Source organism: Saccharopolyspora erythraea NRRL 2338, assembly GCF_000062885.1.
Classification (GTDB): Bacteria; Actinomycetota; Actinomycetes; order Mycobacteriales; family Pseudonocardiaceae; genus Saccharopolyspora_D; species Saccharopolyspora_D erythraea.
Genome location: NC_009142.1, coordinates 2,822,017 through 2,849,012, shown reverse-complemented (window position 1 = coordinate 2,849,012; position 26,996 = coordinate 2,822,017). Strand labels below are relative to the sequence as shown.

The window sequence follows — 26,996 nt, the reverse complement described above, 5'->3', positions numbered from 1 at the left end:
CACTCACTTTTTGTCGTAGCGAACCTTTCCGAAGGTGTTTTCCGAGGGATAGCCCATGGCGCAGGAAGATTCGTGGACCACCGCGATGATCGAGAAGTGGCTGGTGTCGCGCCTGGCCGCCTTGACCGGCACCGAGCTCCGCTCGATCGACGTGGGTGAGCGCTTCAGCCGTTACGGGCTGGACTCACTGGGGGCGAACCGCCTTCTCGCCGAACTCGGTGCCGAGCTGGGCAGGCAGCTTCCGGCGACGTTGATCTGGGGAAGCCCCACGATCAGGTCCCTCGCCGAGGCGGTGAGCGTCGGGGCGCAGCCGGCGGCCAGGCAGGTGTCCTCGCCGGCTGCCGCATCCCGCACGGACGACCCGGTCGCCGTGGTCGGTATGTCCTGCCGCTTCCCCCAGGCCGATGGTCTCGATGCTTACTGGTCGTTGCTCTCCAACGGCGTGGACGCCGTCAGCGATGTCCCGAAGGGGCGGTGGGACACCGATGCGCTCTACGACCAGGATCCTTCGGCTCCGGGGAAGGTCAGCAGCCGCTGGGGTGGTTTCCTCGACCGCATCGATGGATTCGATCCGCAGTTCTTTGGCATCTCGCCGCGCGAGGCGGCCGAGATGGACCCGCAGCAGCGACTGTCCCTGGAACTCGCTTGGGAAGCACTTGATAACGCGGGCATCGCACCGCACAGCCTCAGGGACAGCCGGACGGGCGTGTTCTTCGGAGCTATGTGGCACGACTACGCGCAGTTCGCAGCCGGAGCCGTCGACCGCATCACCCAGCACACCGCGACCGGGCACGACCTGAGCATCATCCCGGCCAGGATCGCCTACTTCCTGGGCTTGCGCGGCCCGGTCATGACCCTGAACACCGCGTGCTCATCGGCTTTGGTGGCCATGCACCAGGCACGCCAAAGCATCCTGCTGGGCGAATCCTCGGTCGCCTTGGTCGGCGGGATCAGCTTGTTGGTCGCGCTGGACAGCATGGTCGCCATGTCGCGGTTCGGAGCGATGGCCCCGGACGGCCGGTGCAAGGCATTCGACTCTCGCGCGAACGGCTACGTGCGCGGCGAAGGCGGCGGTGTCGTGGTGCTCAAACCGCTGTCGCGCGCTCTGGCCGACGGCAACCCGGTCTACTGCGTCCTGCGCGGCAGCGCGGTCAACAACGACGGCTTCAGCAATGGCCTTACCGCGCCGAGCCCGGCGGCGCAGGAGCAGGTACTGCGCGACGCCTACGCCAACGCCGGGGTCGATCCGGCACAGGTCGACTACGTCGAGACGCACGGCACCGGCACCATGCTCGGCGACCCCATCGAGGCCGGCGCGCTCGGTGCCGTGCTGGGCGCAGGGCGCCCGGCTGACCGCAGTCTGATCCTGGGCTCGGTGAAGACCAACATCGGCCACCTGGAGGCGGCTGCCGGGATCGCCGGATTCATCAAGACGGCCCTGTCGTTGCGGCACCGGTCCATTCCGCCGAGCTTGCACTTCGAGGAACCGAACCCGCACATCGATTTCGAAGCCTCCCGGCTGCGCGTCGCATCCTCGCGAACGGCGTGGCCGGAGCGCGAGGGACCGGCGTTGGCGGGGGTGAGCGCGTTCGGTTTCGGCGGCACGAACTGCCATGTGGTCCTGGAGCGACCGGACACCGATGACCTGCGCTTGGTGCCGGTGGCAGCGTCGAGCCCGGCCGAGTTGCGCAGTGCGGTCGCCGAGCTGCGCGAGGCGTGCGACCGGCCTGAGGCTTCTCTTCCCGAGCTCTGCTCGGCGGCACAGGGTTCGGCCTTCGAAGGGCCGCACCGGATCGCCGTCACCGCGAGTGGGGTCGCCGAGCTAGTGCATCGGCTCGATGGTTACCTGGACGGCCGGGTCCTCGCCGGCACCGCCACCGGCGAGGTGAGCGAGGACCGCCCCAAGCCAGTGTTCCTGTTCGCGGGTCAGGGGTCCCAATGGCTCAACATGGGCAAGGACCTGCTGCCGGAGCCCGCCTTCCGCGCGTCCCTGCAGCGGACCGACCGAGCGATGCGGCCCTATCTCGACGCGTCCATCATGGACGTTCTGCTCGGCAACGACCCGGCATGGCTGGACGACGTCCCGCTGGTGCAGCCGGCGATCTTCGCGGTCCAGGTCGCACTCGCCGACCTCTGGCGTTCGTGGGGTGTGCAGCCGGGCGCGGTGGCCGGTCAGAGCATGGGTGAGGTGGCCGCGGCGCATGTCGCGCAGTGCCTGAGCCTGGCCGATGCGGTACGGATCATCTGCGTGCGAAGCAGGATCGTCCGCGACAGCGTGGCGGGCCGCGGTGGGATGGCCGTGGTCGAGTTGCCGGCCGAGGAGACGCGTCGCCTGATCGCACGGCGCTCCAGCGAGGTCTCGATCGCGGTCAGCAGCAGTCCGACGGCGACGGTGATCTCGGGTGCTGCCGACGCGGTTGAGGACGTGGCCTCCGAGCTGACGAAGTCCGGCATCACCGTCCGGCGGATCCAGGTGGACTACGCTTCGCATTCGCCGCAGATGGAACCCCTGCTGCCCGAGCTGCGCTCGGCGCTCAGCGGTCTGCGCCCGCACCTCGGCGCTGTGCCCTTCTACTCCACCGTCACGGGTGGGTTGCTGTCCGGCACCGAGCTGAACGCCGGCTACTGGTGTGACAACCTGCGCGAACCGGTCCTGTTCGCCGAAACGGTGCGGTTGCTCATCGACTCGGGGCACGACCGATTCATCGACGTCAACCCGCACCCGATCGTGATGCGCAACGTGGCGCAATGCCTTTCGGAGGCGGGTCGGCAAGGCCAAGTTCTGCCGACCATGCGGCGTGCCGAGCCCGGCCGGTCGGCGCTGCTCGACTCCCTCGGGTCGCTCTACTGCCAGGGGCAGGACGTGAACTGGCAGCGCGTCCATCCCTCGGCCGGAAAGCGGACCGGCTCGCCGGCGGCCGAAGAACGGGACACGGTGGTCCTGCCGTTGTCCGCGCACACCCCAGATGCGCTCGCACAGGGCGCCGACGAATTGGCGGGCACACTGCGCGGCGGGGGCGACCTCGCGATCACCGACGTCGCCTTTACCGCGACCCATCGTGCCCGCCACCCGTACAGGCTGGCTGTGGTAGGCGACTCGCGAGACGAGTTGGCCAATGCGTTGGAACGGGCCGCCAAGCGCGGCCCTGAGCTCGTGCGGGGCAAGCCGCCCGTCGTGTTCGTCTTCTCCGGGCACGGAGCGGCTTGGTCGGGAATGGGGCGGGAGCTGGTCGCCACCGAGCCAGTCTTCCGGCGCGCGCTCGGCGAGTGCGACGCCGCCATCCAGCAGTACGCCGAGTTCTCCGTCCTCGAGTTTCTCCAGCAGGAGCAGGCGGACTCGGAAATCGGACGGGTCGAGCATCTGCAGCCTGCGCTGTTCGCCATGGAGGTGGCGTTCGCCGCGCTATGGCGGTCATGGGGGATCGAGCCCGATGCTGTGGTGGGCCAGAGCATGGGCGAAGTGGCCGCCGCGCACGTCGCCGGTGCCTTGTCACTCCAGGACGCCGCACGGATCATCTGCCTGCGCAGCGCGCTTCTCGGTCGTATCCGCGGGCAGGGTGCGATGGCGCTGGTGGAGCTGAGTCTGCCGGACGCGCGTGATCTCGTCGACCGCTGGGGCGGCCAGATTGAGATCGCGGCGAGCAACAGCCCGACCGCCACGCTGCTGACCGGTGACCACGTGGCGATCGAGAAGGTGCTGGCCGACCTGGACCAGGAAGGGGTGTTCGGTCGGCAGATGGTCATCGATGTCGCCTCGCACAGCCGCCAGGTCAAACCGCTGCTGGCCGAGCTGCGCTCCGCTCTGCGGGATATCGAGCCGACCGCCGGCGCGGTGCCGTTCTGCTCCAGCGTTACCGGCGAGGTGTGCGACGGCGCGGATCTCGACGCCTCCTACTGGGTACGCAATCTGCGTGAGCCGGTGATGTTCGCTCCCGCGACCACATGGCTTTCCGAACAGGGCTACCAGGTGTTTCTGGAGGTCAGCCCGCACCCCATCCTCGCTCCCGCAATCGAGGAAACCCTGCACTCGGTCGGCGCGGCAGGGACGGCTATTGCCACGGCCCACAAGCGCCGCGGCGATCGGGCCGATCTGCTGGAGGCCGTCGCCGCGCTGTTCACAGCAGGTCGAGAGGTCGACTGGGATCGCGTCCAACCCGAGGGCGGGCGGACGGTGCCGCTGCCCTCCTACCCCTGGCAGCGTGAGCGGTACTGGCTGGACTGCGCACCCGCCTGGGAAAGGCGTACCCAGGCCGAGATGGTGGAAGGCGTCGAACAGCTCCCGGGCCCCAGAACGGCCCCCACCGACGAGGCCGTGCCGGTGGCGGACAGTCGCGAGGCCGTCGAGGACCACCTGACCGACCGCGTGGCGCAGGTGCTGCACCTCCCGCCGGACGAGGTTCCCCGCGACGTCCAGCTCAGTGCGCTGGGTATGAGTTCCCTTATGGCGATGGAACTGCGCAACCTGCTGTTACGCGATCTCGCCGTGACGGTTCCGGTTTCGCTGGTGCTCCGGGCAGCGGGCATCTCCGCGCTCGCGGCCGAGGCATTCGCACTGATGGGTTCTGAGCAGCCGGCGGTTGACGCCGGCGTGATCGTCGACTCGATGGATCGGATCGAGATATGAGCACGGTTGATCTGGTAATGCCGCTCCTGCGGAGAGGCGTGCAGTTCTCGTCCGAGGGAGGGGCGCTACGGCTCCGGGCGGCTCGTGGTGCGCTGAGCTCGGCCGAGCAGGATGCGCTGAAGCAGCACAAGTCCGAGATTCTGGACTTTCTCGATGGGCGTACGGCCTGCCCGTTGACGGGCGTGCAGGACCGCATCTGGTTCCTCAACAAGCTCGACCCCACGGGCGTGGCGTACACGTTCTCGGTCGCGTACCGGATCAAGGGCCCGGTGGACACGTCCGCGTTCGCCGATGCGCTTGATGCCGTTGTGCGCAGGCACCCTGCCCTACGGACCACGTTCCACGAGGTGAACGGGGCTCCGGTGCAGTTCGTCGAGCCCGGGCTGACTCCCGTACTCCGCAGCGTCGACATCATCGGCGCCTCGCATGATGAGGTCGACCAGCGGCTGAGGGCCGAGCTGATTGCTCCCTTCGACCTCGCGCAGGGTCCGCTGCTGCGCTCGGTGCTTCTGCGTTCCGGTGACCAGGAATACATCTGGGGCCTGAGCTTGCACCACCTGATCGCGGACGGGTGGACCACCGGGCTCATCGTGCGCGAGATGTCCGAGATCATGTCCGGGAACGAGACCACGGCGGAAGGAGCGCTGGACTACACCGACTACGTCGGATGGGAGCGGGAACGGGCAGCCGACCCCGGCGCCGCCTCGAACCTGGATTACTGGGTCAACAAGCTGAACGCGGTGACTCCGGTCGAACTGCCGCTGGACCGGCCGCGCCCGCCGCAACGCGGCTACGAAGGTGGGCGAGTGGACTTCGCCCTGCCGCCGGAGCTGGCCGCCGAGCTGGCCGAGTTCGGCAGGAGCGAAGCGGCCACCACGTTCGGTACGCTGCTCGCCGTCTACCTCGTGCTGGTGTTCCACTACACCGAGCAGGAAGATCTCGTGGTCGGCACACCGCATGCCAACCGGCTGGACCAGAAGTTCGAAGGCACGGCGGGCTGCTTCGTGAGCACTCTGGTGCTGCGCAGCGGAGTGTCCGCCGAGATGAGCTTCCGCGACGTACTGCGCCGGGTCGCGCAGGTGTGCGCCGAGGCGTGGGACCACCAGGACTACTCGTACGAGAAGCTGGTGGGCGAGCTGGTCGACACCCGAGACCTGAGCCGCAACGCGTTGTTCCAGGTGTTTTTCGCACTTCAGGACGCGTTCCAGCCGCTGCGAGTTCCCGGCACGACCGCCGAGCTGTACCCGTTCGACGACGGGACGGTGCAGTTCGACCTCGAGCTGCACTTCTTCCCGGGTGAGGACGAGGGGCTGCTGGGCAGCTTCCTCTACGACACCGCGCTGTTCGAGCGCTCGAGCATCGAGGCGATGGGGCGGCGATGGCTGGACCTCGCCAAGCTGCTGCTCGCCTCGCCCGATGCCGCGATCGGAGAGTTGTCGTTGCTCTCCGCGCAGGAGCACAGCGACCTCGAAGCCCGCAACTCCACCGAGGCTGACTACGACAAGAACGCCACGGTCGACCAACTTCTGGCTCGGCAGGCCGGAATCACCCCCGAGCGCACGGCTCTGGCCTGCCGCGGTTCGGAGCTAAGCTACGCCGAGCTCGACCACGCCGTCTCCGCACTGGCGGGACGAATCCGCGCGGTGCAGGACAAGGGAGAGCGAGTCGGCATCTTCCTGGACCGCAGTGCCGACATCGTGACCGCGGTGCTGGCCGCGGCCCGAGCGGGCGCGGTGTACGTTCCGCTGGCCACCGACCTCCCGCCCGAGCGGATGTCCTGGATCATCGAGGACACCGGCATGCGGCTGGTGATCACGCACTCGGACATCGCCACCCGGCTGCCGGACGAGATCCGGCCGCTGCTGGTCGATCGGGACTCGGAACCGCCGGTGGACGGACGGTCCGAACCGCCCGCCGCCGTTGATCCCGCCTACGTGCTGCACACCTCAGGGTCGACGGGCAAGCCCAAGGGCGTCGAGGTGCGGCACGACAACCTGCTGAACCTTCTGCATGCGATGGCCCGCAAGCCGGGAATCACATCGCAGGACGTGTTGCTGGCGGTCACCAGCCTGTCCTTCGACATCTCGATGCTGGAACTCCTGCTGCCGCTCATCACCGGTGCGAAGCTGGTCGTCGCGTCGGAAGAAGAGGCGGCCGACCCGGTCCGGCTGGCCGAGCTGATGACGACCAGCGGCGCGACCATCATGCAGGCCACGCCCTCCACCTGGAGGATGCTGTTCGACTCCGGTTGGCAAGGACGCGAGCAGCTCAAGGCGCTTTGCGGTGGCGAGGCGTTGAGTCGTGACCTCGCCGACCGGCTCGTGCAGGGCTGCGCGGAGGTGTGGAACGTCTACGGGCCCACGGAGACGACGATCTGGTCCGCGCGTTGGAAGGTCACCGCAGAAGGACCTGTCCGCATCGGGGAGCCGATCGAGAACACCCGTTTCTACGTCGTGAACCAACGCGGCCGGCTCGTGCCACCCGGCGTGCCGGGTGAGCTCTGCATCGCCGGTGACGGGGTCGCCAACGGCTACCTGAACCGGCCGGAGGAGACCGAGCGCCGCTTCGTGGACCTCGCCGCTGCGAAGGGATTCTCCGAGCGCGTTTACCGGACCGGGGACCTGGTCCGCCAGATCGCCGACGGCAGCCTGGTGTTCCTCGGAAGAACGGACCACCAGCTCAAGGTGCGGGGACATCGCGTCGAAGCCGCGGAAATCGAGCACGTGCTTCGCCGGCATCCGTCGATCAGCGAGGCGGTGGTCACGCTCGCAGCGAATGCGACGCTCGTCGCGCACGTTGAGGTGATCCCGGACGGGAGCGTTTCCTCCGAGGAGCTTCGCGACCTGCTCGCCCCGAGCCTGCCCGGATACATGGTGCCGCAGCGCTTCGTCGTGCACGAGGAGTTCCCATTGACCCCGAACGGAAAAGTCGACCGCAAGACTCTGTCGGCGATGCCGGTGGAGGTCGGCTCGGACGATGAGAAGCACGAGCCGCCCAACGGCGAGGTCGAGGCTTTCATCGCGCAGGTCTACAGCGACCTCCTCGATCGGAACGAGGTGGGCCGGTACGACGGGTTCTTCGACCTGGGCGGCCATTCGCTGCTGGCGACCAGGGCGCTGTACCAGATCAAGGAACGCTACGGCGTGCAGGTGCAACTGCAGGATCTGTTCGCCAATCCCACAGTGGAGGCATTGGCGGCGCAGATCGAGAGCGCGATGACGCGCAGCGAACAAGACGACCGTGAGATCGGCACGGTACTGGACCAGCTCGAGTCCATGTCGGACGAGGAAGTGGCTCGTCTGCTGGCCGGACTCGAGTAATTCGAGACCAACAGGATGAACCCGGGCTGACGAGCCCGGCTGAAAAATCGGGAGGCAAAAGTTGCAAACGACCGAGCGGCTTCAGCAGCTGTCGGACATGAAGCGGATTGCCCTGCGCAAGCTGCTGGAGAACAAGAACATCGGCAACGACCGGCTGCTGAACCTGGAAGGCTCCAACGTCAAGGTACTCCGCGAGGGCTCACCGATCCTGTTCATCTACCCGGCCACTGACGGCAGCGTCGGCTACATGAACAACTACCTGCCGCACATCCCCGAGTCCTGGGGCGTCTACGCGCTGCAGACCCCAGGCATGGACGGCGAGCAGGAGCCCTACAGGACGGTGCCCGAGATCGCCGCGCACGGCATTCGCGAGATGCGCCGCATCCAGCCGGAGGGGCCGTACTACGTCGCCGGGAACTGCATGGGCGGGCTGCCCGCGTACGAGACCGCGCGGCAGCTCCACGAACAGGGAGAGCGCGCCGGGCTGGTGCTGCACCTGATGCCGAACTTCAACCGGCCGTGGAAGGAGCTGCCGGTCGACGCGAATTCGCTGCAGAAGCGCGCGATCATCGACTACGTCTACATCATCGAGCGCCTGCTTGAAGTCGAGATCGACCTGCCGTGGGAGGAGCTGGACGGCCTTGACGAGAACGAGCAGGTCGACTTCGTCGTGCGGTACGTGTCGGAGCGGAACCTGCTGAACGGCATGGACCTCGACGTCTTCCGCAACCGAATGGGTATCTACAAGTCGAACCTCTCGGCGATGCTGACCTACGATCCGCCTGCCGGTTTCGACGGCTCGATCACGATTCTCGCCGTGGGAGAGGACGACCGCGGGGAAACGGCGATCAGCGCGCTGTCGCCGTACGCCGCGCCGCTTCGGTCGATCCACCGCGACCAGATCAACACCATCCACATCAACGCCGACGGCGGTGCGCTGTTCGACGGCTCCGAGCCGCACATGGGCAAGATCGGCGCCGAGCTGACCCGCATCATGAACGCCGCGGGCGCGCCGGCCTCCTGATGACAAGCCCGTCAGGCCGGACTCCGGACCGTTACCCGCACCTGTTCTCGCCGCTCACCGTGGGCACTCGGTGGTTGAAGAACCGCATCGTGTTCCCGGCGGTGATTCCCAACCTGGCGCGACAGGGGCGGGTAACGGACCGGACGGTCGCCTTCTACGCGGAGCGAGCCGCCGGCGGGGTGGCGTTGGTCGTCTCCGAAGGGCTGTTCGTGCACGGGAGTTCGGTGCCGCCACCGACCGGGCTCCCTGCCTTCGACCCGGCCAACTTCGACGGTTTCCAGCGAATCGCGGAGGCGGTCGAGTCGCAGGACTGCCGGATGGTCGGCCAGCTGTTCCACATGGGGCGCCAGCAGCTCTGGACGCCGGGGGCCGCCAGCCCGCTGGGCGTTTCGAGCCGGCCCGACCCCTTCCGCTGGACCGTTCCGCACGTCATGTCCATCTCCGAGATCGCCATGGTCGTCGAGGCGTTCGTCGCCTCGGCGGCCACGCTGCGGCGAGCCGGTTTCTCCGGGGTCGAGGTGCACGCCGCGCACGGACACCTGATCACCCAGTTCCTCTCGTCATGGTCGAACACCAGGGAAGACGAGTACGGCGGTGACCTGGACGGACGGACCAGGTTCCTCCGCGAGGTGCTAGCCGGCATCCGTACGGAGTGCGGTCCCGACTTCCTGCTGGGGCTGAAGATGCCGGGTGACGAGCTGGTGGACGGCGGGATCACCCCTTCGGAGTCGGCCCGCATCCTCCAGCGCGTCTCCAGCGAGACGCCAGTGGACTATGTCGGGTTCGGCCAGGGCAACTCCTCGCTCAGCTTCGGCGACCATCTACCGGACATGCATTACCCGACCGGTCCGTACCTGCGGACCCAGCGGGAGCTCCGGGCGGGAAGCGATGCGCCGGTGGTGGCCTTCGGGCGCATCACGTCGGCCGCCGAAGCCGAAGCCGTCGTGCGCGACGGCACCGGCGACTTGGTCGGACTGGGACGGCTGCTGCTGGCCGATCCCGGTTTCCCCGCGAAGGTCCAGTCCGGGCGTGAAGACGCGGTCCAGCCGTGCATCTACTGCAACGCTTGCTGGGCCGAGGTCACCCAGGGCCGGACGATCGCCTGCGTCACCAACCCTCGTCTCGGTACCACAGGTGAAGCGGCACCTCAGGTGAAACCGGCGTTGACGAAGCGACGGGTCACGGTGGTCGGTGCCGGCGTGGCCGGCCTGCGGACGGCAGCCGCGGCGGCCGGACGCGGACACGAGGTGACCCTGCTGGCAGGGCAACTCGGTGGTAAAGCGAGACTGGAATCGCAGTTGCCGGGTCGGCGGGACATCGCGAAAGCGCTCGACTACCAGCAGCGGCAGGCCGTGGAACACGGTGTCCGCATCGAGCTCGACGTGTTCGCGACCGAGGAGCGGGTCCTCGCGGAGCGGCCCGACACGGTGGTGCTGGCAACCGGGTCACGGATGGTGCGACCGCTTGGTCTTGATGCCGACAGCGAGCCAGGGACCAGCGTGCGCGATTACCTGGACGAAGTCGACTGCACTGGGGGTGACCTGGTGGATGGCACCGCCGTGCTCTACGACTTCGATCACACGGGCGGCACATATGCTGTCGCGGACCTCTTGGCGCAACGCTATCGTCACGTGACGATCCTGACTCCCAGGCCGCACCTCGGCGACGGTGTGCCGTACCTCAACCTCCTCGGTGTCTACCGGCGCCTGTACGAGGCGGGAGTGCGGATCGTGCCGTCGTCCGAACCGGTTCTGTGCAAGGACAACGTGGTGCGCTACGCCAACGTCTTCACCGGTGAGACGACCGAGGTCGAGGACGTCCGCCTGTTCACCTGGTCCACGCCCCGGGAGCCCAACGACGAACTGGCGGCCCCGCTAGCGGCGGGGGGCATGGAGGTTCACCTCGTCGGGGACGCGTACTCGCCGCGCAGCATGCTCGCGGCCATCCACGAAGCCCAGACACTGGCCGAGAGACTGTGAGCACTCGGTCCTGCGGCTGGTGTAGCTATTAGGGGTTCTTGCATAATGATCTTGGTCTGGCATGGTGGTGGCTGGAGTTGATCACGTTTCGATCGTTGGGAGCGTGGGATGGCTCGCCCGAGGCCGTGGGAGGTCAGCGACGAGTTGTGGGCGTTGATCGAGCCGTTGCTGCCCCGGCACGAGCGTCGGTTTCGGTATCCGGGTCGGCGTCGGATCGACGATCGCAAGACTCTGCAGGGCATCTTGTTCGTGCTCTACACCGGCATCCAGTGGGAGTTTCTGCCGCAGGAGTTGGGATTCGGCTCGGGGTCGACGTGCTGGCGGCGGTTGGCCGAGTGGCAGCAGGCCGGAGTATGGGAGCAGTTGCAGCGGGTGCTGCTGGATCGCCTGCGAGCGGCCGATCAGTTGGACTTCTCCCGAGCGGTCGTGGATTCCTCCCAGATCCAGGCCAAACGGGGACGTGGTTGCCCAAAAGTCGGTCCGAGTCCGGTTGACCGTGGTCGGCCGGGCTCGAAGCACCACGTCATCACCGATGCCTGTGGAACCCCGTTGCGGGTGGTGCTGACCGGCAGCAACCGCAACGATGTGACCCAGCTGGTGCCGCTGGTGGAGGCGATCCCACCGGTGCGCGGACGGCCGGGTCGGCCCCGCCGCAAACCCCGCCGCCTCTACGCAGACCGGGCCTACGACCACGACGTCTACCGAGACAAGCTGCGGGCCCGGGGCATCACACCCCGGATCGCTCGCCGAGGTGACGACCACGGTTCCGGCCTCGGCAAGCTGCGGTGGGTGGTCGAAGCCGCGATCGCCTGGCTGCACGGACCACGCCGCCTACGGATCCGCTGGGAAACCCGCGACGACATCCACGACGGCTTCCTCCAACTCACCCACTGCATGATCCTCGCCGCCAAGCTCCCCACACACGCAATCTGAAAGGCCCCCTAAGGCACGCGGCGGTTTTCGATCCGAGTACCGGTGTCCTCCCCAGGCCACCCGCCGCCGCTGGTAGCTCGCGGCGGAGGCGATGCTCGGTAGCTGGAAGCCACGACAGGAGGACGCCGGGCTTCGGCGCTGACCGGGTCCTCCCCGCCGGCTGACTTCTCCCCCTCCGTCCCCACCGCAGCGGATTCGCCGGTCATGGTGTGCTCCGCCTGGACAACGACCTCTGTCCCGCCGTGTGGCGATCCACGCAGGCGGAACCGCTGCTGGTCCTGTAGCAGTCGCCCGCATCGTGCCCGCGCATCCGGGGTCGTGGGCCGGTCGATCCGCCGACCGCGGCCACTGTTCGGGGCAGACCGTGGAGCATGTAACGATCCCTCCCAGGCGTGCCGGTCACGCTCCGCTCGTGTCGACGGTCCGGGTTACGTCACCAGCACGATCTGCGCACCAATACCCGCAACCACCCCCGGCATTCCTCTCTGTTCGTCTGTTAGAGCTCCTAACGGCGGCAGCGCGCGACTGCGGCGGTCAGGCTCGCCGCCGCCTGCACGATGTCGGCCTCCGTGGTGGAGCGACCGATGCTGAGGCGGATGCTGCTTTTGATCCGCTCGTCGGACAGGCCGATCGCACGCAGGACGTGGGAGGGCTCCTGCGAGCTGCTGTTGCAGGCCGAACCGGAGGAGACAGCCACGTCGGTCAGGTCCAGCAGGAGCTGCTGCGCGTCCACACCGGTGAACGACAGGTTCACCGCGTGCGGGAGAAAGCCGGCGTCGGTGCCGCTGTTGCACTCGAATCGGGCGCCGCCGCCCGCCAGTTCATTTAGCAGTCGTGCACGCAGGTTCGTCAGCTGACTCGCCGCGCGGTGGTCGAGTAGGCCGACCGCCGCACCGAGGCCGAGAATCGCCGGCGTGTTCAGGGTGCCGGCGCGCAGGCCCCGTTCCTGGGCACCTCCGTGCAGTAGCCGGCGCAGCGGCGACCGGTCGGTCAGGTCGTTGGCAGCGAACAACACGCCGACGCCCTTTGGGCCGTAGATCTTGTGACCGGAGAAGGTCAGCAGATCCACCCCGAGATCCGGCGCCCGCGTCGGCAGATATCCCATACCCTGCGTGGCATCGCAGTGCAGAGGCACGCTTGCTTCCCTGGTGATCTGCGCGATCTCGCGGATCGGCTGGATTGTGCCGATCTCGTTGTTCGCCAGCATGATCGACACCAGGATCGTGTCGGGCCGCAGATGTGCCGCGACGTCCTCCGGGCGAACCCTGCCCTGCTCGTCGACCGGCAGCACGGTGAGCGGATGACCTGCCTGCTCCAGCGACCTGCAGGTGTCCAGAACGGACTTGTGCTCGACGGCGCTGGTAAGCACGTGTCCACCAGGATGTTCCGCCGCTATCCCCTTGATGGCGAGGTTGTTGGCCTCGGTGGCGCCGGAGGTGAAGTAGATCTCGGTCTTGCGCACATCCAGGAAACGAGCGATCAGGTCGCGGACGCGCTCCACCTCGCTGAAGACGCGAAGTCCTGCGGCGTGCGGGCTTGCGGGGTTGGCGAAAAGCCGGGTGTTGGCTTCGTTCATCGCCGCCAGCACCGCTTCGTCTGGCGGGGTGGTGGCCTGGTGGTCGAGATAGATCAGCGACATGGTGGTCCGCTCAGAAGTCACGTGCCGTCCACGCGAACTCGACGAGTTCGGTGCAGCGGCTGTCGGTGAACACGTGGATGATCTGGTCGCCGGACGAGCGAGGGCCGCGCAGGTAGATCTCCGCGCCCTTGAACATCTTGTCCTTGTCGACGGCGGAGCCGATCTCGATGAGGTACCGGCGGCGGCAGTCCGGAAAAGCACGGCGCAGCCGGTCAAAGTGCCGCGAGTAGTACTCGTTCATGATCAACGGGCAGCGGGGAACCACGTAGAAATCCTTGACCACGCCGACGCGAACGCTGTCGTACTGGCGGGATCTATAGACGATTTCCTCCCCCTCCTGACGAAACAACGAATTGGTGCCGGTATCGCGCAACCACTTGTGCATCGCTCGCGCCGCACGATTGCGCAGCGTACGCTCACGGGTGATCGTGAACGTGATGCGCTCGGCGGCGGCGAGCTCTCGCAGCGAATGGACATCAACCGGGCCGTCCTGGCCGTTGTCGCCGATCGAGCAGGTATCCGTGCCGCATGCCTGCCCCAGGTCGTTGTGCATCACGTCGTAGGACGCTTTGTTGCCGCGATGCAGTTTCCGCACTTCTCTGCCAAGCCGGGCGGCCAGCGCCAAGGTATTGAGGGAGAAGTCGTCGACGCCTGGCGGAGACTGGAAGTACCCACCGGACAGCAGTACGGCAGACCGTTCGGTGTCATCTATATGCCGAAGGATCGGACTCATCAACCCGGGAGCGGAGGTAGCGACACTCATAATCGTCCTTTCTTGTGACAAGCCTTCCACAATGCTCGGTGCCATAAGAGCAGAACGGGAGCCGCCGCCGCGCTTCTAGTCCATAAGGGCACGACGTTTGCCCAGATTTACCTGAACCTGTCAGCGTGGCAGCCGCTCGCGTGGTAACGATAACGACGGCCGCCGCTCAGCCAAAATCCTGCCCTTCGTCACCCGGCGCCAGACGGCTGCGCTCTCAGTCCCAAAGGAGAGGTCGAAATGACCAAAGCCAACATCCAGCAGTGGCGCTTGGTAGGCGCGTGGTTCGACGTGTGCAATTGCTCGATCCCGTGTCCGTGCTCATTCGACCAACCAGCGACCCATGGATACTGCGACGGCGTCCTGCTCTGGCACATCGGCGAAGGGTATTACGGACAGACGCGACTCGACGGCTTCAACGTCGCGATGCTCGGCTCGTTCAGTGGCAGCTTCAACGGCGAGCACGAGGATTCCCGCGCCGCGGTGTTCTTCGACGAGCGAGCCGACGATGCGCAGCGCGGGGCGCTGCAGAAGATCTTCACCGGCCAAGCCGGCGGATGGCCCCAGCAGTACAAGGAAATCTTCGGGGCGCAGATCGTCGCTTCCGAGGTACTGCCGATCGATGCGTCCATCGCCGATGACCTCGCGACCTGGCACGTACGCGTCGGCGACCACGCCGAAGCCCGGGCCGAAGCGCTCACCGGGCCCACGATGGCAGAGGGCGAGCGGGTGCAGGTGCACAACATGCCCGCCTCCGAAGTCGGACCGGGCCAGCCGCCGGCCACCTTGGGACGGGCGACGATGGACCGGGCCGACGCCTTCGGGTTCGTGTGGGAACGCTCCGGCAACTCCAGCAAGGTCATCCCGTTCGACTGGACGGGGCCTGAGCCGGCATGAACCATCACCGACTGATCGCCCATGAGCGACCGGGTACCTTGCTCGACTTCGGCTATCCGGCACAGGACTATACGTGGAACACGGAGGCGGCATGACCAGCGATGCTCCCCCGCAGGACATTCCGGCGCCGCGCGCCTGGTCCCGGGCCGAGCTGGCGTTGGCCGGGACGCTGCTCCTCCTTGCCACGCTGTCATGGTGGGTTACATCGACGTTGGCGATGCCCGCGATGGGACTGCTCACGCCGATGCCGATGGAATCGATGCCTGCGGCGTTCTTCCTGATCACCTGGGTCGTGATGATGGCCGCGATGATGCTGCCCGCCATCACGCCGTTCACCGTCGGCGTGCGGCGGCTGGTGCGGGCGCGGCAGCCTCGGCGGGGCACGCTCGCCGCGCTGACGCTGGGCTACCTGCTGTTGTGGAGTGCCGCCGGAGTTCTCGCCTACGCGATCCTGCGGGTATTCGACACCATCATGATGTCCGGGGCCGAAGTGTCGGTCCGCGCGGGCGGCGTCGTCCTGCTTGGCGCCGGGCTGTACCAGTTCACGCCCCTGAAGCGCTGGTGCCTGACCCGCTGCCGCTCCCCGCTGTTCCTCGTGGTCCGGCACGGGGAAGCCCTGCTCCGCGGACGGGCCGGTGCGCTGGGGGTCGGCGTCTACCACGGCGCCTACTGCCTCGGCTGCTGCTGGGCGCTGATGCTCGTCCAATTGGCCCTCGGGGCGATGAGCCTCGTGTGGATGGCAGTCGTCGCGGCGGTCATGACGGTCGAGAAAGCTCTACCGCGGGGTGAGGTGACCAGCCACGCGCTGGGCGGGGTGCTCGTCGCCGCCGGAATGCTGCTGATGATCTGGCCCACCCTGGTGCTGTAAGCATCAATGCCCGGTCAGGTGCGCTCTACACAACACGCAGATTGCGCCTGGGCAGAGCCCATTCCGGCAACACCTTGACCAAGCCAGTAACCCCACCAGTTGTCCGGCCCAGCAGGCACAGGCCGCGATCCCACCGCACACGCTGGCACCTCCACCGACGATTGCTGGGAAACCGCACGCCACCACCCTCGAACAGCGTCCCCACTACCCAGACCCCTGGACGATGCCGGCACGTTCTCACCGGTGGGCCCCGCAGGCCCGGCAGAAGCAACCGGCTCGTCGGTACCGGTGTCCGCCGCCCGCGCACCGACCGCTGCCCCAACGTTTCCGCGGAATGCTCACGCTTCAACCCGGTCACCAGCGCACGCCCACCAGTTTGAGGATCCACAGCGGACGGCCATGCCCGACGCCTCCGATGCCGGCCGTCTGGCTACCCACTACCCGACGACCCGGAATTCCCTTCCTCCGAAGCAGCCCCCGCCTCACGCGGAAGATCAGTCTCCCCAAGCAGCAGCGCGCGCAGCCCGCACAACCGACCGCTCCGCGACCTCCGTCCCCTCCGCACGCGACGGCAAACCGCTGGCGGAAGGCTCGGAGTCTTGAGCGCCGCGGACGCCATCGGCGGCACCGGAGCCAGCAAACGCCGTAATCTACGGTTCGGCCTCCGCAGGGTGCGGGGGCCGCAGCCCCATAATGAGCAGACCGATCTCGTCGGTGTGCACGAAGACCTTGTCGCGGGCGTGCAGCGGCTCGTTCCAGCCGTCGGGTGCGTCACCCCGGTGGCTCGGCGTGATCGTCCAGTTCGCCATTGCGCTGACCAGGTAGGTCTCGCCACGGGACTTCTGCTCCGGCTTGGGGGCCTTGAACTTCACCTCCACGTCCGAGGTCTGCGCCCTGGAGTACTCCGGGCCGCCCATGGTGGCCTGCGGGGTCTGCCGGAAGGTCGCGCCGGTGGTGCGCGTGACGAGTCTGGGATCTTCCAGGTCGTCCACCGGCGTCCGGACGGCGGTCTTGAGTTCCAGGTCCTTCTCGTGCTTCTCCTTGATGCTCTTGGTCGTGGAGCCCTTGCTCGTCAGGCCCGCCGAGTCTCCGGTCGGCGTGACGTGTGCGTCTTCCAGATACACGTGGAAAACCAGCGACTTCAACGGATGCGATGTGTCGTCATCGGCGTGGCTGTCGTGGTCGAGCCCGCCGAGCAGGTAGCCGCTTTCGCCCATCGCCTTCGGCAGGTGCGCCGAAAGCGCGCTGGTGGTCGTTCCGATCACGATGGCGTGCCGAGTCCAGGTCGCCTTGAGCGGCACCGGCGGCGCGATGGCCGCGGTCCGCTCGACCGGGGGGAGGAGGAAACGCTTGAGGAGAGCCTTGTGCACCTCGTCGGAGTTCGCCGTCGCGTGACTCATGTCGGGCAGCGCGTCAATCCGCCCCGGCTGGTGCTCGGAGCGGCCGAGCTCCCCGATGGGCACGCGCCTGCGCACCGCACCGGGCAACGACATCTTGTGCGGTTCGGTCTGTGGGCTCATCGGGGCCGCCCGGTCGGCGAGGCCACCGGTCAGGGTCCGAGGTGCGCGGTTGGCGTGCGCGGTTTTGATCAGCGTCAGTTCGAGGTCCAGGTCGTGCACGAACGTCGCGAAGTCGCTCTTGAACGAGTAGGTCCGGGTGTTCTCCTCGCTGCTGGTCTCGACGACCTTCGTGGACAACTTCCGGGCATAGGAGTTCTGTTCGAGAAGCGTCCTTTGCGAGTCGTGGCCCGCCTCCTGCACACCGACCATCGGCCGGAACCTGCGCTGCTGCCCGCTCTTCGTGGTGACGGTGCGCGCGGAGGCCGTCTTGATCTCGTGCTTTTCGCTCCATCCTGCTTCGACTCCGTCGAACCGGCCGCGGCTTTCGCGGCCCTTCAGGTTCAGCGTGACGTCGATCGTGCCGAGCGGCCCGGAAATCGTGGTGGACCACTGCTTGCCCGGTCCGCGCAAGTCGCTCAGCAGCGCTTGCATGCCGCGCGGGGCGACATCGCGGACGCTCTGGCGGAACACGTCCCGGCTAGCGCGCTTTTCAGCCGGTCCGAGCGCGAGCTCGGTGAGCAAGTCGGCGAACTGCTGTGTGACGGTGCGCGGCACGTCCGTCTGCGGGACGTTGCTGAGCAGCTCCTTGATCGACTCGAGCAGATGCTCGGTGACTTCGGGCCGGACGGTGACCGAGGTGTGCCCGCTGTCGACAAGCGCCGTCGGCTCGTAGGTTGGGCCGTCGCCGGTGGCAGGGGCGGCCTCCGCGTCCGGTACCAGTGCACGCCGGATGGCCTCGGCGGCGGGCACCAACAGCAGTACCGAGTTCTTTTTGTGCGCTTCGAGGTGACGTGTCCCCCAGGACTTCCTGAACAGCGGGTTCGCGCCGTGTTCGGACTCGCTGCCGGTGAGCAGCGTGCTGCTGTCGTAGGCGACCAAGTACACGGGTCCCTTATAGGTGATGGTCGTGGTGTGCTCGAACTCCTGGCTGACCGACCTTCCTTCCGATGCCGACGGGGTGTTCGCGTGGCTGCCCATCGGCAGGACCCTGACGATGTCGAGGATGTCCTGTCCGCCCAGGCGGACGCGCTGGCTCCAGCCTCCGCCGCTGAAGTCGGAGGTGCCGTGTCCAGTGGCGCCGCTGACCTTGCTGATCTGGTTCAGCTCGACGTTCTGCAGTAGCCCGATCGCGCGGCCGTTGCTCAACACCGTGTGCTGCTTGATGTCGCCGAGCCTCTCCTCGAGGGGCATGACCCAGCCTTTGCCGAAGCGGTACACCACGCTCTCGTAGGTGCCGGTGGCAACGCTGTCGAAGTTGGCGGCGATCTCTTCAGGACTGGAGAAGCAATGCACTTGGTGCGCGGCGATGACGTTGTTGTTTCCGAAGTCGCCGAGCAGCCGGGTGGTGAGCTCGTGGCCGCGGACGACAGGCAGGTCCAGGCCGTACACCACGTAGCAGTCGGGCAACGCGGCGGGCGTCCAGCCTTCCGGCCGACGCGGTGTGTCGTGCTCGACTTCGCGGAAGGAGGCGGCCGCGGCGTCCGCGTCCGAATCGCGAGTTCCAATGCTGCTCCCGTCGGTAGTCCTCGAACCGGTGCTGGTCCGACCGGTGGCGTTCGGGCCGGCACCTCCCGCGCCCGCCGAGCGGTCTCCGATGGGAAGCGCACCACCGGCGAAAGTGGTCGCCGGACCGCCTTCGATGATCCGCTGGCCGAACACACCGTCGTTGTCGAACACGGTAATCAGATAGTCGACATGGGCGTGGTGCTCCCCGATATTCGAGGACTGCCACCCCTGGCCGCGCCCGACCCCTGAAGAGGTGTCCAGACTTGACTCGGCAGTGCCGTACTTGTCGGCGCGCTGGACGTTGAAGTCCGCCGCCCCCACGGGCCCCAGCGCATCGACCTTCCCACGAAAACCACCACCGCCACCGGCGGTCAGACCGGTCTTGATCGAGCTGCTGTGCTCGACTTTCCTGCTGGTGGTCAGCTCGCCCTTCAGCTCGGCGCCCGGTACGTTTCCACCGGCACCCCTGGCCTCCGCTGGGACCGAGTCGAAGGTGCCATAGCTTTCGCCCGGCTGGGTGCCGCGCGGAACGACCTGGACAACCGCGCCGACGAAGTCGTCCGGGCGAGAGGTATTGGCGTAGGTGGCGCGGGTGAAAACCATCGGCAGGCCCGGTCCGTTGAGGCTCGCGGGGTGGTTGCCGAACCCGCGGTCGGACACGAGGGTGTTGAGCTTCGTCTCGTTGTCGGCCATGTGCTCTTCGGCGGTCGTACCCTCGCGCTGCAGCACCCCTGTGGGCAGCATCTCGCGCAGTGCCTCCTTGACCCGGTCCACGTTGGGGAAGCGGGTTTCGGACGCGCCGAGGACCTTCTGCGGCGGGAACGGCTTCGCATCCAGCCGCGCTGCCTCGGCCGGAACGGAGTCCGTCGTGCCCGGGGCTCGCACACGCCACTTGGTGAGGCCAGCCGCGACCTCGAGCAAGGTTTTCCAAACCCTGCCATCGTCGAACTTGATCGTTAGGACGTAGACCAGGTCCGCGGCGGTGCCGTGCAGCTCGCCCTGGTGCTCCCACACGAGCTCGGTGTGCAGGTCCTCACCGAGTGTCTCCTCGTGCTCCTCCTTCGAGATCCGCTTGAACTGCCCAGCCAAACGCAAGTCGAGCAGGTTGGCGTCGTCGTCGTAAAGGTTCTTGGTGAACCGCAACCGGCCGCCGAAGCCCACCGGCTGTTTCTCGGTGGCCTTCAGCGAACGGCCGTCCTTGCGTCCGGACTTGGTGGTGAACTTCGCGTCACCGGACGGAGTTTCCGAGTCGGTGCGCAGGGCATACAGCTCGCCTTGGAGGACCGCGAGCTCCATGGTGGCAGTACGGGTCTTCCCGGCCGCGTCCTGGATCTTCAAATCGTTGGTGATTCTACCTCCGGCCAGCACCTCTGGGCCCCGCTTGCTGAGGTTGGCGCCGCTGACCACGGCCCGCAGGGTGTTGCGCAGCGGGGAACCGATCTCGTCGGCCTTCCCCGCCCAGTCCGGGTGCCGGTCGACGAGCTCCTTGGCCCCGTCGAACAACGCCCGGTCGCCGCGCAGGTAGGACGACTCGCCGGGGCTCGCGGAGGGTTCGTTGTTGAGCCAGTTCTCGAGCTCTTGCGCGGACGCGTCATCGAGCTCGGCGGTGTTCGTGCGCCGCAGGCCGTGCAGGGCGTTCGGGGTGCTCACGGTCGCCGCCCCGGCGCTCTGCCCGCTTACCTGCACGGGATCCTGGCCGGTTCGCAGCACGGTAGCGGTGTGCGTCAGGTCGTGCGAGCTGCTGGTGCGAGCACCAGGCGGCTCGACCGATGTGCCGTGTTGAAGTTCCGAGCTCTCGGTGACCTTCCAGGACGATTGCGGCGTGAGCCCCTTGATGTTGATCGCGGTCTGCACGTACGCACCGGACAGCAGCGGCACGGGGATACTGGCGCGGTGGCTCAACCCGTCGTCTCGACGGCCGGGGGACGACGCCTCGTGCTTGACCTTGCCGTAGCCGCCCTTAGCGTTCTCGATCTTGTTCTCTTTGGACTTCTTACCTTTTTTGCCCGGCTTCGGGGGCTTCTGGGCCACCGTCTCCGGGACGGTGCCGGAGATCGTGTCGTCGCCGATCCTGGCGTGCACGATGATCTCCACCGCCTCCGCGCCACGGCCGACGCTCACGGTCAGCCCCTCGCCGTTGAGCGCGGTGAAATTCTCCTGCTCCTTGAGCAAGGCGTCGGACAGCCCGTGCAGCACACGCTCGATGCTCTTCCCGGGCACCCCGGCCCGCTCCAGCGCCTTGCGCGCGTCCCGCCGGATCCCTTCGCCGTCGACGTTCTCCGCCCGGACGACGTTGTGCGGCAACAACACCCGGACCTGGCGCGTCCGCTCGGTGACTGGCCCGGTGTCCGGCGCACTCAGGTCGAGCGAGGCCTCTGCCGCGGCGGGCCGCTCGTCGGGCACCGGGTACAACGGGCCGTCGTCAGAAACGGAGTTTTCGGGAATATCGATCTCCGCGTCGCCCTGCCTGCTACTCGACTCCAGCAACTCGGCATTCTGAACGGACGGTCGCCCGCCTGGTGGAGTCTCCGTGCCCGTGTCGGGCCGTCCGTGTGCGGGCCGTCGCCCGCCGGCGTCCGCGGAATGCTCACTTTCCAGTTCGCCTCTGGGTGAGCGTCCGCCTTCCCGGGGATCCAGAGCGTCAGGCCATGCTCGACGAGGCTCCCGCCGGTTTTCCGACCCGCTGGTCAGTGGTGCCGAAGTGTGCTCGTCGGCGAGGGTGACACTCGCCCCGCTGGGCGGTGTCATCGGCGACGGAAGCCTACGGACGATTGGACCGTGCTCGTCCCAGGTCACTACCTCACCGTCGTTGGCCGGCCACACCGCCCCAGACCCACGCTCCACCGTGATCGCCCCGGACTCGAACACCACAAAGTGATCCCGCTCCGTACCCTCCACCGAACCCCGGAAACCACTTTCCCGCAACGCCATCCACACACCACGCAACCCCGCCTCCCCCGGAGCACACGCCACCACAGCCGCCCGGCCGAACCTCCCAACCTGGTGATCGAACATCACCCTCGCGACATCAGCCGCATCCAACATCCCACCCGGCCCCGCAAATCCCCCAGCCGAGCCATGCGCCACCAACACAAACGACCGCGGACCGAACACCCCCGCAGCACCTCTCCATACCGCATCCGCCACCACCTGTCCCTCACCCACACTCAACAGCGCCACACCCACAAACCCACCGCCACGCCGCGAATCCACCAACGGCACCACACCCACACCCGACACACCCCCGGCCGGACCCCACGCTGCGCTCCACAGCGCCCGCAACGACCGCAGCGCAAGACCCACATGACCACGCAACACTTCCAGCGCCACCGGCCCCAGCCACAAAGCAGACTCCACCGACGCCACCCACGCCTCGAAGCCCTCCCGCATCCCGGCAGCCACCACACCATCCGGAACAACCGCAAAAAGCCCACGCAACTGATCCACCAAAGCGGCCCACTCAGCCACCAACCGCGCCCACTCCACACCGCGAGCCCTGCTCCACTCGGACACCGCATCCCGACCACCATCACCCAGCCGCGCCCCCTCCTGAGCGGACACGAGATCCATCGCACCTGCAGCGTCGCCCCCGCGCAGGGCGTCCCCACCGCTGGAACTGGCGTCCTCGCTACCGTGGACACCACCCATCACCGTCCCGAGCGCACCGACTTCCCTGGCCTCGCGCCGACGCCGCAGCGGACTCACATGATCCGGCCCAACCGCATCGCGGAGAGCTTTGATGCTGTTCTTCTCCGCTTCCGGAACATTGTAATAATTCAGCAGCGCATCCAGCTGACTCCAACTTGGAACAATTCGATCATTTTCGATATCCCGCAGAGTCGAAATGAAAACACCGGTCGCTTTTTCTACGTCAATTTTCGCCGTCAAGCCCCGCAGCATCTTCAGCGTTGATCCCAGATCAGCACGCTTGAGAGCCTCCTCCATCCCGTCACGGCTCTCTAAGAGTTTCCTTCGATCCTCACGCTTTGCCCCGTAAGCATCAAGCAGCCTTTCGAGCTCCTCAGCGCTCGGGAATGCCCTACCAGTCTCGATGCCGGAAGCAAGATTCCTACTGACCCCCTGAACGGAACCTTGTTTCTTGTACTTGGCGAGTCGGAGACGTTTCAACGTCGCTCCGAGCACAACGCGTTGCTGCGCCAAGGTCTGTTCCCCGGTCGCAGTGTGGGATGTGTCGGTGTCGGCCCAGTGGGCCCAGTCGGTGTCGGCGCCGCTGTAGACCTCCGCGGCGTGGGTGTCACCGGTCGTCGACATACGGCCCACCGCGCCCGCGGTGATGGCGGTGGCCTCAGCGTTGGCGATGAGCTCGTCAAGCCGTGCCATGTCACCGGCATCGACCGCGGCGACCACCTCACCGAGACTCACCGGAACATAGGAACCCAGGTCATACGGTTCCGGCTTGCCGGGCACGAACAACACATAACCGCCGTTGGGCGGCAACACCGGACGCCCACTGCCATCCACCACCGGGGCACTGGCCATCCCCTCCGGATACCGGCCCCCACGCTTGGCCTGCCACACCCAACCCCGCACACCCAGCACCGGCAACCCACTCCTGACGGCCGCCCGCCCCGCATCCGATTCCCAGCCACCAACCGCCGAATCACACGCGACCAACCGCAACGGCCGCCGGTCCCCACCACCACGCCTCGCCGCCAGCGCGGCATCCAGCGCCTCCCCGGACAGCAGCCGCCCCTCGATCCACCTCCCCCGCGCCGAGCCCGCGGCGAACACCGTCAACGCCGACTCATCCTTCGGGAACCGGCCCTCATCAAGCGTCACCGAGCGCCCGTGCCCCCGGGCCGTGACCGGCTTCCTCGATGCACCGGCCCCCCGACGGTCCGCAGTGGACTCCCGGCCGGCCGGACGAGCGAGATCCCCGGGCGCGCCGACTGCCATCGTCGTGGGCGTGTGACCGGTCGAGCCGTCCGCGGTCGCCGTCACCGTCTCCGGGCCCGTCGGCGTAGGTGTGGGGGTCTTGGCTGTCTCCGGAGCGCGGGTCGAGGCGTGCGTCAGCGAGCCCAGATCCGTGCGTGTGGCGGTCGGTGAGGTGTCCGGCTTGGACGGGCGCACCGCCAAGCCGTCGGCCGCGGGCTTCGGACGCCCACCATTGGCCGAAAACCGCATCCAGCGAGGCCCTCGACGCCCCCGCCCCGGCGCCAGCACCACCACGTCGCTTTTCAGGTCCCGCGCCAGCGCCGTGGCCTGCTCCGGCGACATCACCACACCGCCACCAGAGGCCGCCTGCGACGCCACCACCACCGGCCCACCGGCCGAGGGCACGCCCGTGCCGAGCTGGGCCCGCACCTGCTCCGCCGACACACCCTCCGTGCCCGCACCGGTGGTGGGCTCCGGCACCCGCACGACCCGCGCCCCCTCGGCCACCCCCGACGGCAACCCCGCCAACGACGACGCCGCACCCGACCCCACCGCAGCCGCGCCACCAACGGGAACCGCACCCGGCACCGACGTTTGTGCCCCAGAGCCATCGCCGGCACCCACGGCCGAGTCCACACCAGACCCATCTTGTCCGCCGTGGACCGTTCCGGACTCGGTCTCGCTATAAGCGGGCGGCGGCACACTCACATCCGGGTCGGAAGAAGCCCCGGTGTCAAACTCGGTATAGGGCGGCGGCGGAGTCTGCGACCGCACCCCCTCCACATCCCCAGCCCACACCTCACCAGCATTGGTCGCGGGATCCACCACCCCACCGGTGCGCGAACCCGCAGAAGACACAACCGGGCCACCATCCACCGACGATGCCGGCACCGCCCCGGCACCAGTCGCCGAGCCGCCGCGGCCGTACTCCCCGCCAGCAGCACCGCCCGGCGCCGGGCCGGTGCCAGAAGACACCGAGCCCTGCGAAACCGAGCCCTGCGAAACCGGACCGGCACCCGTCACACCACCAACCGGCGCGACACCCGGACCACCGCTCGACTCGACCGGGCCCGTCCCGGGACCCGGCTGCGCGGCCGCGGACACTCCGCCGCCGACCACCGGGGCCGCACCCGCGACCGCACTCTCCGACCCAGCCCCTGACGTCTCCGACCCCCCAGCCAAGCCCCCAGCCAAGCCCCCAGCCACCGCGCCCGCGGTCGACGAGCCACCCGGACCGGAAACACCACCACCGGCCGAGACCGACTCCCCCACACCCGAGCCCGCACCCTCCGGCACCGACACACTGCCGCGATCGACCCCGACCGGCACACCCCCACCCACACCCGCAGCGGGGCCGGGGCCGGTCGACCAGCCCGCACCCCCGCCCAACGGACCCGACACCTCCACCCCCGAACCCGAACCAGAACCCCCATCCGCAAACACCGACTCCCCATCCGAATCACCGCCCGACTCATACCCCGAGTCATACCCGGAATCACCACCCGCCTCATCATCGAAATCGGACGGCTTTTCCACCAACGGCGCCGAATCCGAACCCGAATCCGAGCCAGAACCCGACTCCACATACGGACTCCCCCCACCCGGCACCAACAACCCCCGCCACCACAACCCCACAACCTCACCCACCCACGACCCCACACCCTCCGACAACCCCGCCGTCAACGAAAACGGATTAAACTCCCCATCCCCCGTCACCGCCCCATACGCCGCCTCCCCGAACATCTCCGTCAACCCCTCACCAATTGCCTCCCCCAACCCCGACCCCACCCGCGCAGCCCACATCCCCCCCAACGACATCCCCCCATAATCCCGCAAACTCTCCCCCACCGCGTCAGCAAAACGCGCCATCGCCGAAATCGGATACTTCTGGGCATGCTCGGCCACCGCGTGCCTCGCCGCCGCCGCCAACACCTCCCCATCCACCGCATCACCCAACCCCCGCACCAACACCCCCGACACCACATTCCCCACCACATTCCCCAACGCCGACATCGGCAACGCAAACAACCCACTCATCGCCCCCACACCCACCGCATCCACCGTCGCCTTCTCATCCCACTCCCCCGGCTTCCGCGTCCCCATCGCGATCTGCGTCCCCTGCACCGCCGGATCCAGCACCAACTGCACCCCAATACCCGCCACCTGCGCCATCGCCAACCGCACAAACAACTCACCCCACCACGACCGCAACAACAACCGCATCACCGCAAACCGCCCCGCCAACCACGCCATCGACCCACCCCCCGTCACCCCCGCCATCGCAAACGCCCACGCAATCTCCGCCAACAACAACACCAACCCATACACCGTCATCAACTTCAAATACTGCACCTGCAACGCCAACTCCCGAACCTTCACCGCCACCTCCGACAACGCCGCCCCACCCCGCTCCAACAACGGCACAAACCCCTCCAACCGCTCCGCAAACCGATCCGCCGCCTTCCCCGAAAACACCCGCCGCACCCGCCCCACCAACTCCCGCAACACCGGAGAAACCTCCGCCACCCCCACCGCACCCGCCTCCAACAACTCCGCCACCGCAAACAACACACCCTCATCCGCATCCGTCATATCCTCACCCGTCAACACCAAAAAAAGCCGCCTCACCTCCCCCGGCACCATAATCGAACCAACCACCACGTAACTCACCCATTCCACGAATCGAAACCAGAGACCGCCAACCGGTCCAGTCCGGACAACAAACGCCCCGCACACCACGCCACCCACCGCACGTGAATCAGCAGCATCCGGCCGGCCTCAACTACTGGGCACGTGACCCGCATACGAGCAATCCCCGTACAAAGAACCGTTGCTACCGAGGTGCGACCTCGAAAAGCAGGACACACGGCCCGAACCTCACCCGACGCGCAGAAGGGCCTCGCGGGGTCTCCCGGCAAGCCCCGATCGCACAGATCGCGGCCCTCGGCTCTGCCGAGAGCCGGAATGTCGCGGACGGGTGAATCCTGACCC

General features: G+C 67.5%; 10 protein-coding genes and 1 pseudogene. 8 read left to right on the top strand and 3 right to left on the bottom strand.

The annotated features are described in order from the left end of the window. Positions 1-55 precede the first annotated feature (55 nt). The 6 genes and pseudogenes from SACE_RS12755 (at position 56) to SACE_RS12735 (ending at position 11,880) form a co-directional block, all read left to right on the top strand. Positions 56-4,624 (top strand): type I polyketide synthase, encoded by a 4,569-nt coding sequence (locus tag SACE_RS12755; RefSeq protein WP_009951128.1) that lies wholly within the window; start codon positions 56-58, stop codon positions 4,622-4,624. Next, a pseudogene (locus SACE_RS40105) lies at positions 4,621-4,764 on the top strand (TubC N-terminal docking domain-related protein); the annotation flags it as partial. The gene SACE_RS12755 and the pseudogene SACE_RS40105, both read left to right, overlap by 4 nt. Before the next feature lie 33 nt (positions 4,765-4,797). Next, positions 4,798-7,944 (top strand): non-ribosomal peptide synthetase, encoded by a 3,147-nt coding sequence (locus tag SACE_RS12750; protein WP_011873762.1) that lies wholly within the window; start codon positions 4,798-4,800, stop codon positions 7,942-7,944. Positions 7,945-8,041: 97 nt separating this feature from the next. After that, entirely contained in the window at positions 8,042-8,968 is a 927-nt protein-coding gene (locus tag SACE_RS12745; RefSeq protein WP_009951130.1) for a thioesterase domain-containing protein, read from the top strand. Further along, positions 8,968-10,947 (top strand): oxidoreductase, encoded by a 1,980-nt coding sequence (locus SACE_RS12740; RefSeq protein ID WP_081468423.1) that lies wholly within the window; start codon positions 8,968-8,970, stop codon positions 10,945-10,947. Before SACE_RS12745 ends, SACE_RS12740 begins: the two co-directional genes overlap by 1 nt. A 108-nt stretch (positions 10,948-11,055) precedes the next feature. After that, positions 11,056-11,880, top strand: coding sequence for an IS5 family transposase (locus tag SACE_RS12735; RefSeq protein ID WP_011873634.1), 825 nt, complete (start codon positions 11,056-11,058; stop codon positions 11,878-11,880). A gap of 505 nt (positions 11,881-12,385) precedes the next feature. On the opposite strand, the gene SACE_RS12730 is transcribed toward SACE_RS12735, so the two are convergent. Continuing rightward, on the bottom strand, positions 12,386-13,540 hold the full coding sequence (locus tag SACE_RS12730) for a cysteine desulfurase family protein (protein WP_231849995.1): 1,155 nt from the start codon (positions 13,538-13,540) through the stop codon (positions 12,386-12,388). Next, a complete protein-coding gene (locus tag SACE_RS12725) occupies positions 13,530-14,255 on the bottom strand; it encodes a hypothetical protein (RefSeq protein WP_143538131.1) in 726 nt (241 codons plus the stop codon). Before SACE_RS12725 ends, SACE_RS12730 begins: the two co-directional genes overlap by 11 nt. A 264-nt stretch (positions 14,256-14,519) precedes the next feature. On the opposite strand from SACE_RS12725, the gene SACE_RS12720 reads away from it, so the two are divergent. Then, positions 14,520-15,176 carry a DUF1326 domain-containing protein gene (locus SACE_RS12720; RefSeq protein ID WP_009951206.1) on the top strand — a complete coding sequence of 219 codons (657 nt, stop codon included), beginning with the start codon at positions 14,520-14,522 and terminating at the stop codon, positions 15,174-15,176. 91 nt (positions 15,177-15,267) lie between these two features. Beyond that, positions 15,268-16,044 carry a DUF2182 domain-containing protein gene (locus SACE_RS12715; protein WP_009951207.1) on the top strand — a complete coding sequence of 259 codons (777 nt, stop codon included), beginning with the start codon at positions 15,268-15,270 and terminating at the stop codon, positions 16,042-16,044. 650 nt (positions 16,045-16,694) lie between these two features. On the opposite strand, the gene SACE_RS36370 is transcribed toward SACE_RS12715, so the two are convergent. After that, positions 16,695-26,675, bottom strand: coding sequence for a helix-turn-helix domain-containing protein (locus SACE_RS36370; protein ID WP_143538130.1), 9,981 nt, complete (start codon positions 26,673-26,675; stop codon positions 16,695-16,697). Positions 26,676-26,996 lie beyond the last annotated feature (321 nt).

Coding starts and splice junctions, on each gene's coding strand:
- SACE_RS12755 (WP_009951128.1), top strand. CDS start 56: ATGGCGCAGGAAGATTCGTGGACCACCGCGATGATCGAGAAGTGGCTG.
- SACE_RS12745 (WP_009951130.1), top strand. CDS start 8,042: ATGAAGCGGATTGCCCTGCGCAAGCTGCTGGAGAACAAGAACATCGGC.
- SACE_RS12740 (WP_081468423.1), top strand. CDS start 8,968: ATGACAAGCCCGTCAGGCCGGACTCCGGACCGTTACCCGCACCTGTTC.
- SACE_RS12735 (WP_011873634.1), top strand. CDS start 11,056: ATGGCTCGCCCGAGGCCGTGGGAGGTCAGCGACGAGTTGTGGGCGTTG.
- SACE_RS12720 (WP_009951206.1), top strand. CDS start 14,520: ATGACCAAAGCCAACATCCAGCAGTGGCGCTTGGTAGGCGCGTGGTTC.
- SACE_RS12715 (WP_009951207.1), top strand. CDS start 15,268: ATGACCAGCGATGCTCCCCCGCAGGACATTCCGGCGCCGCGCGCCTGG.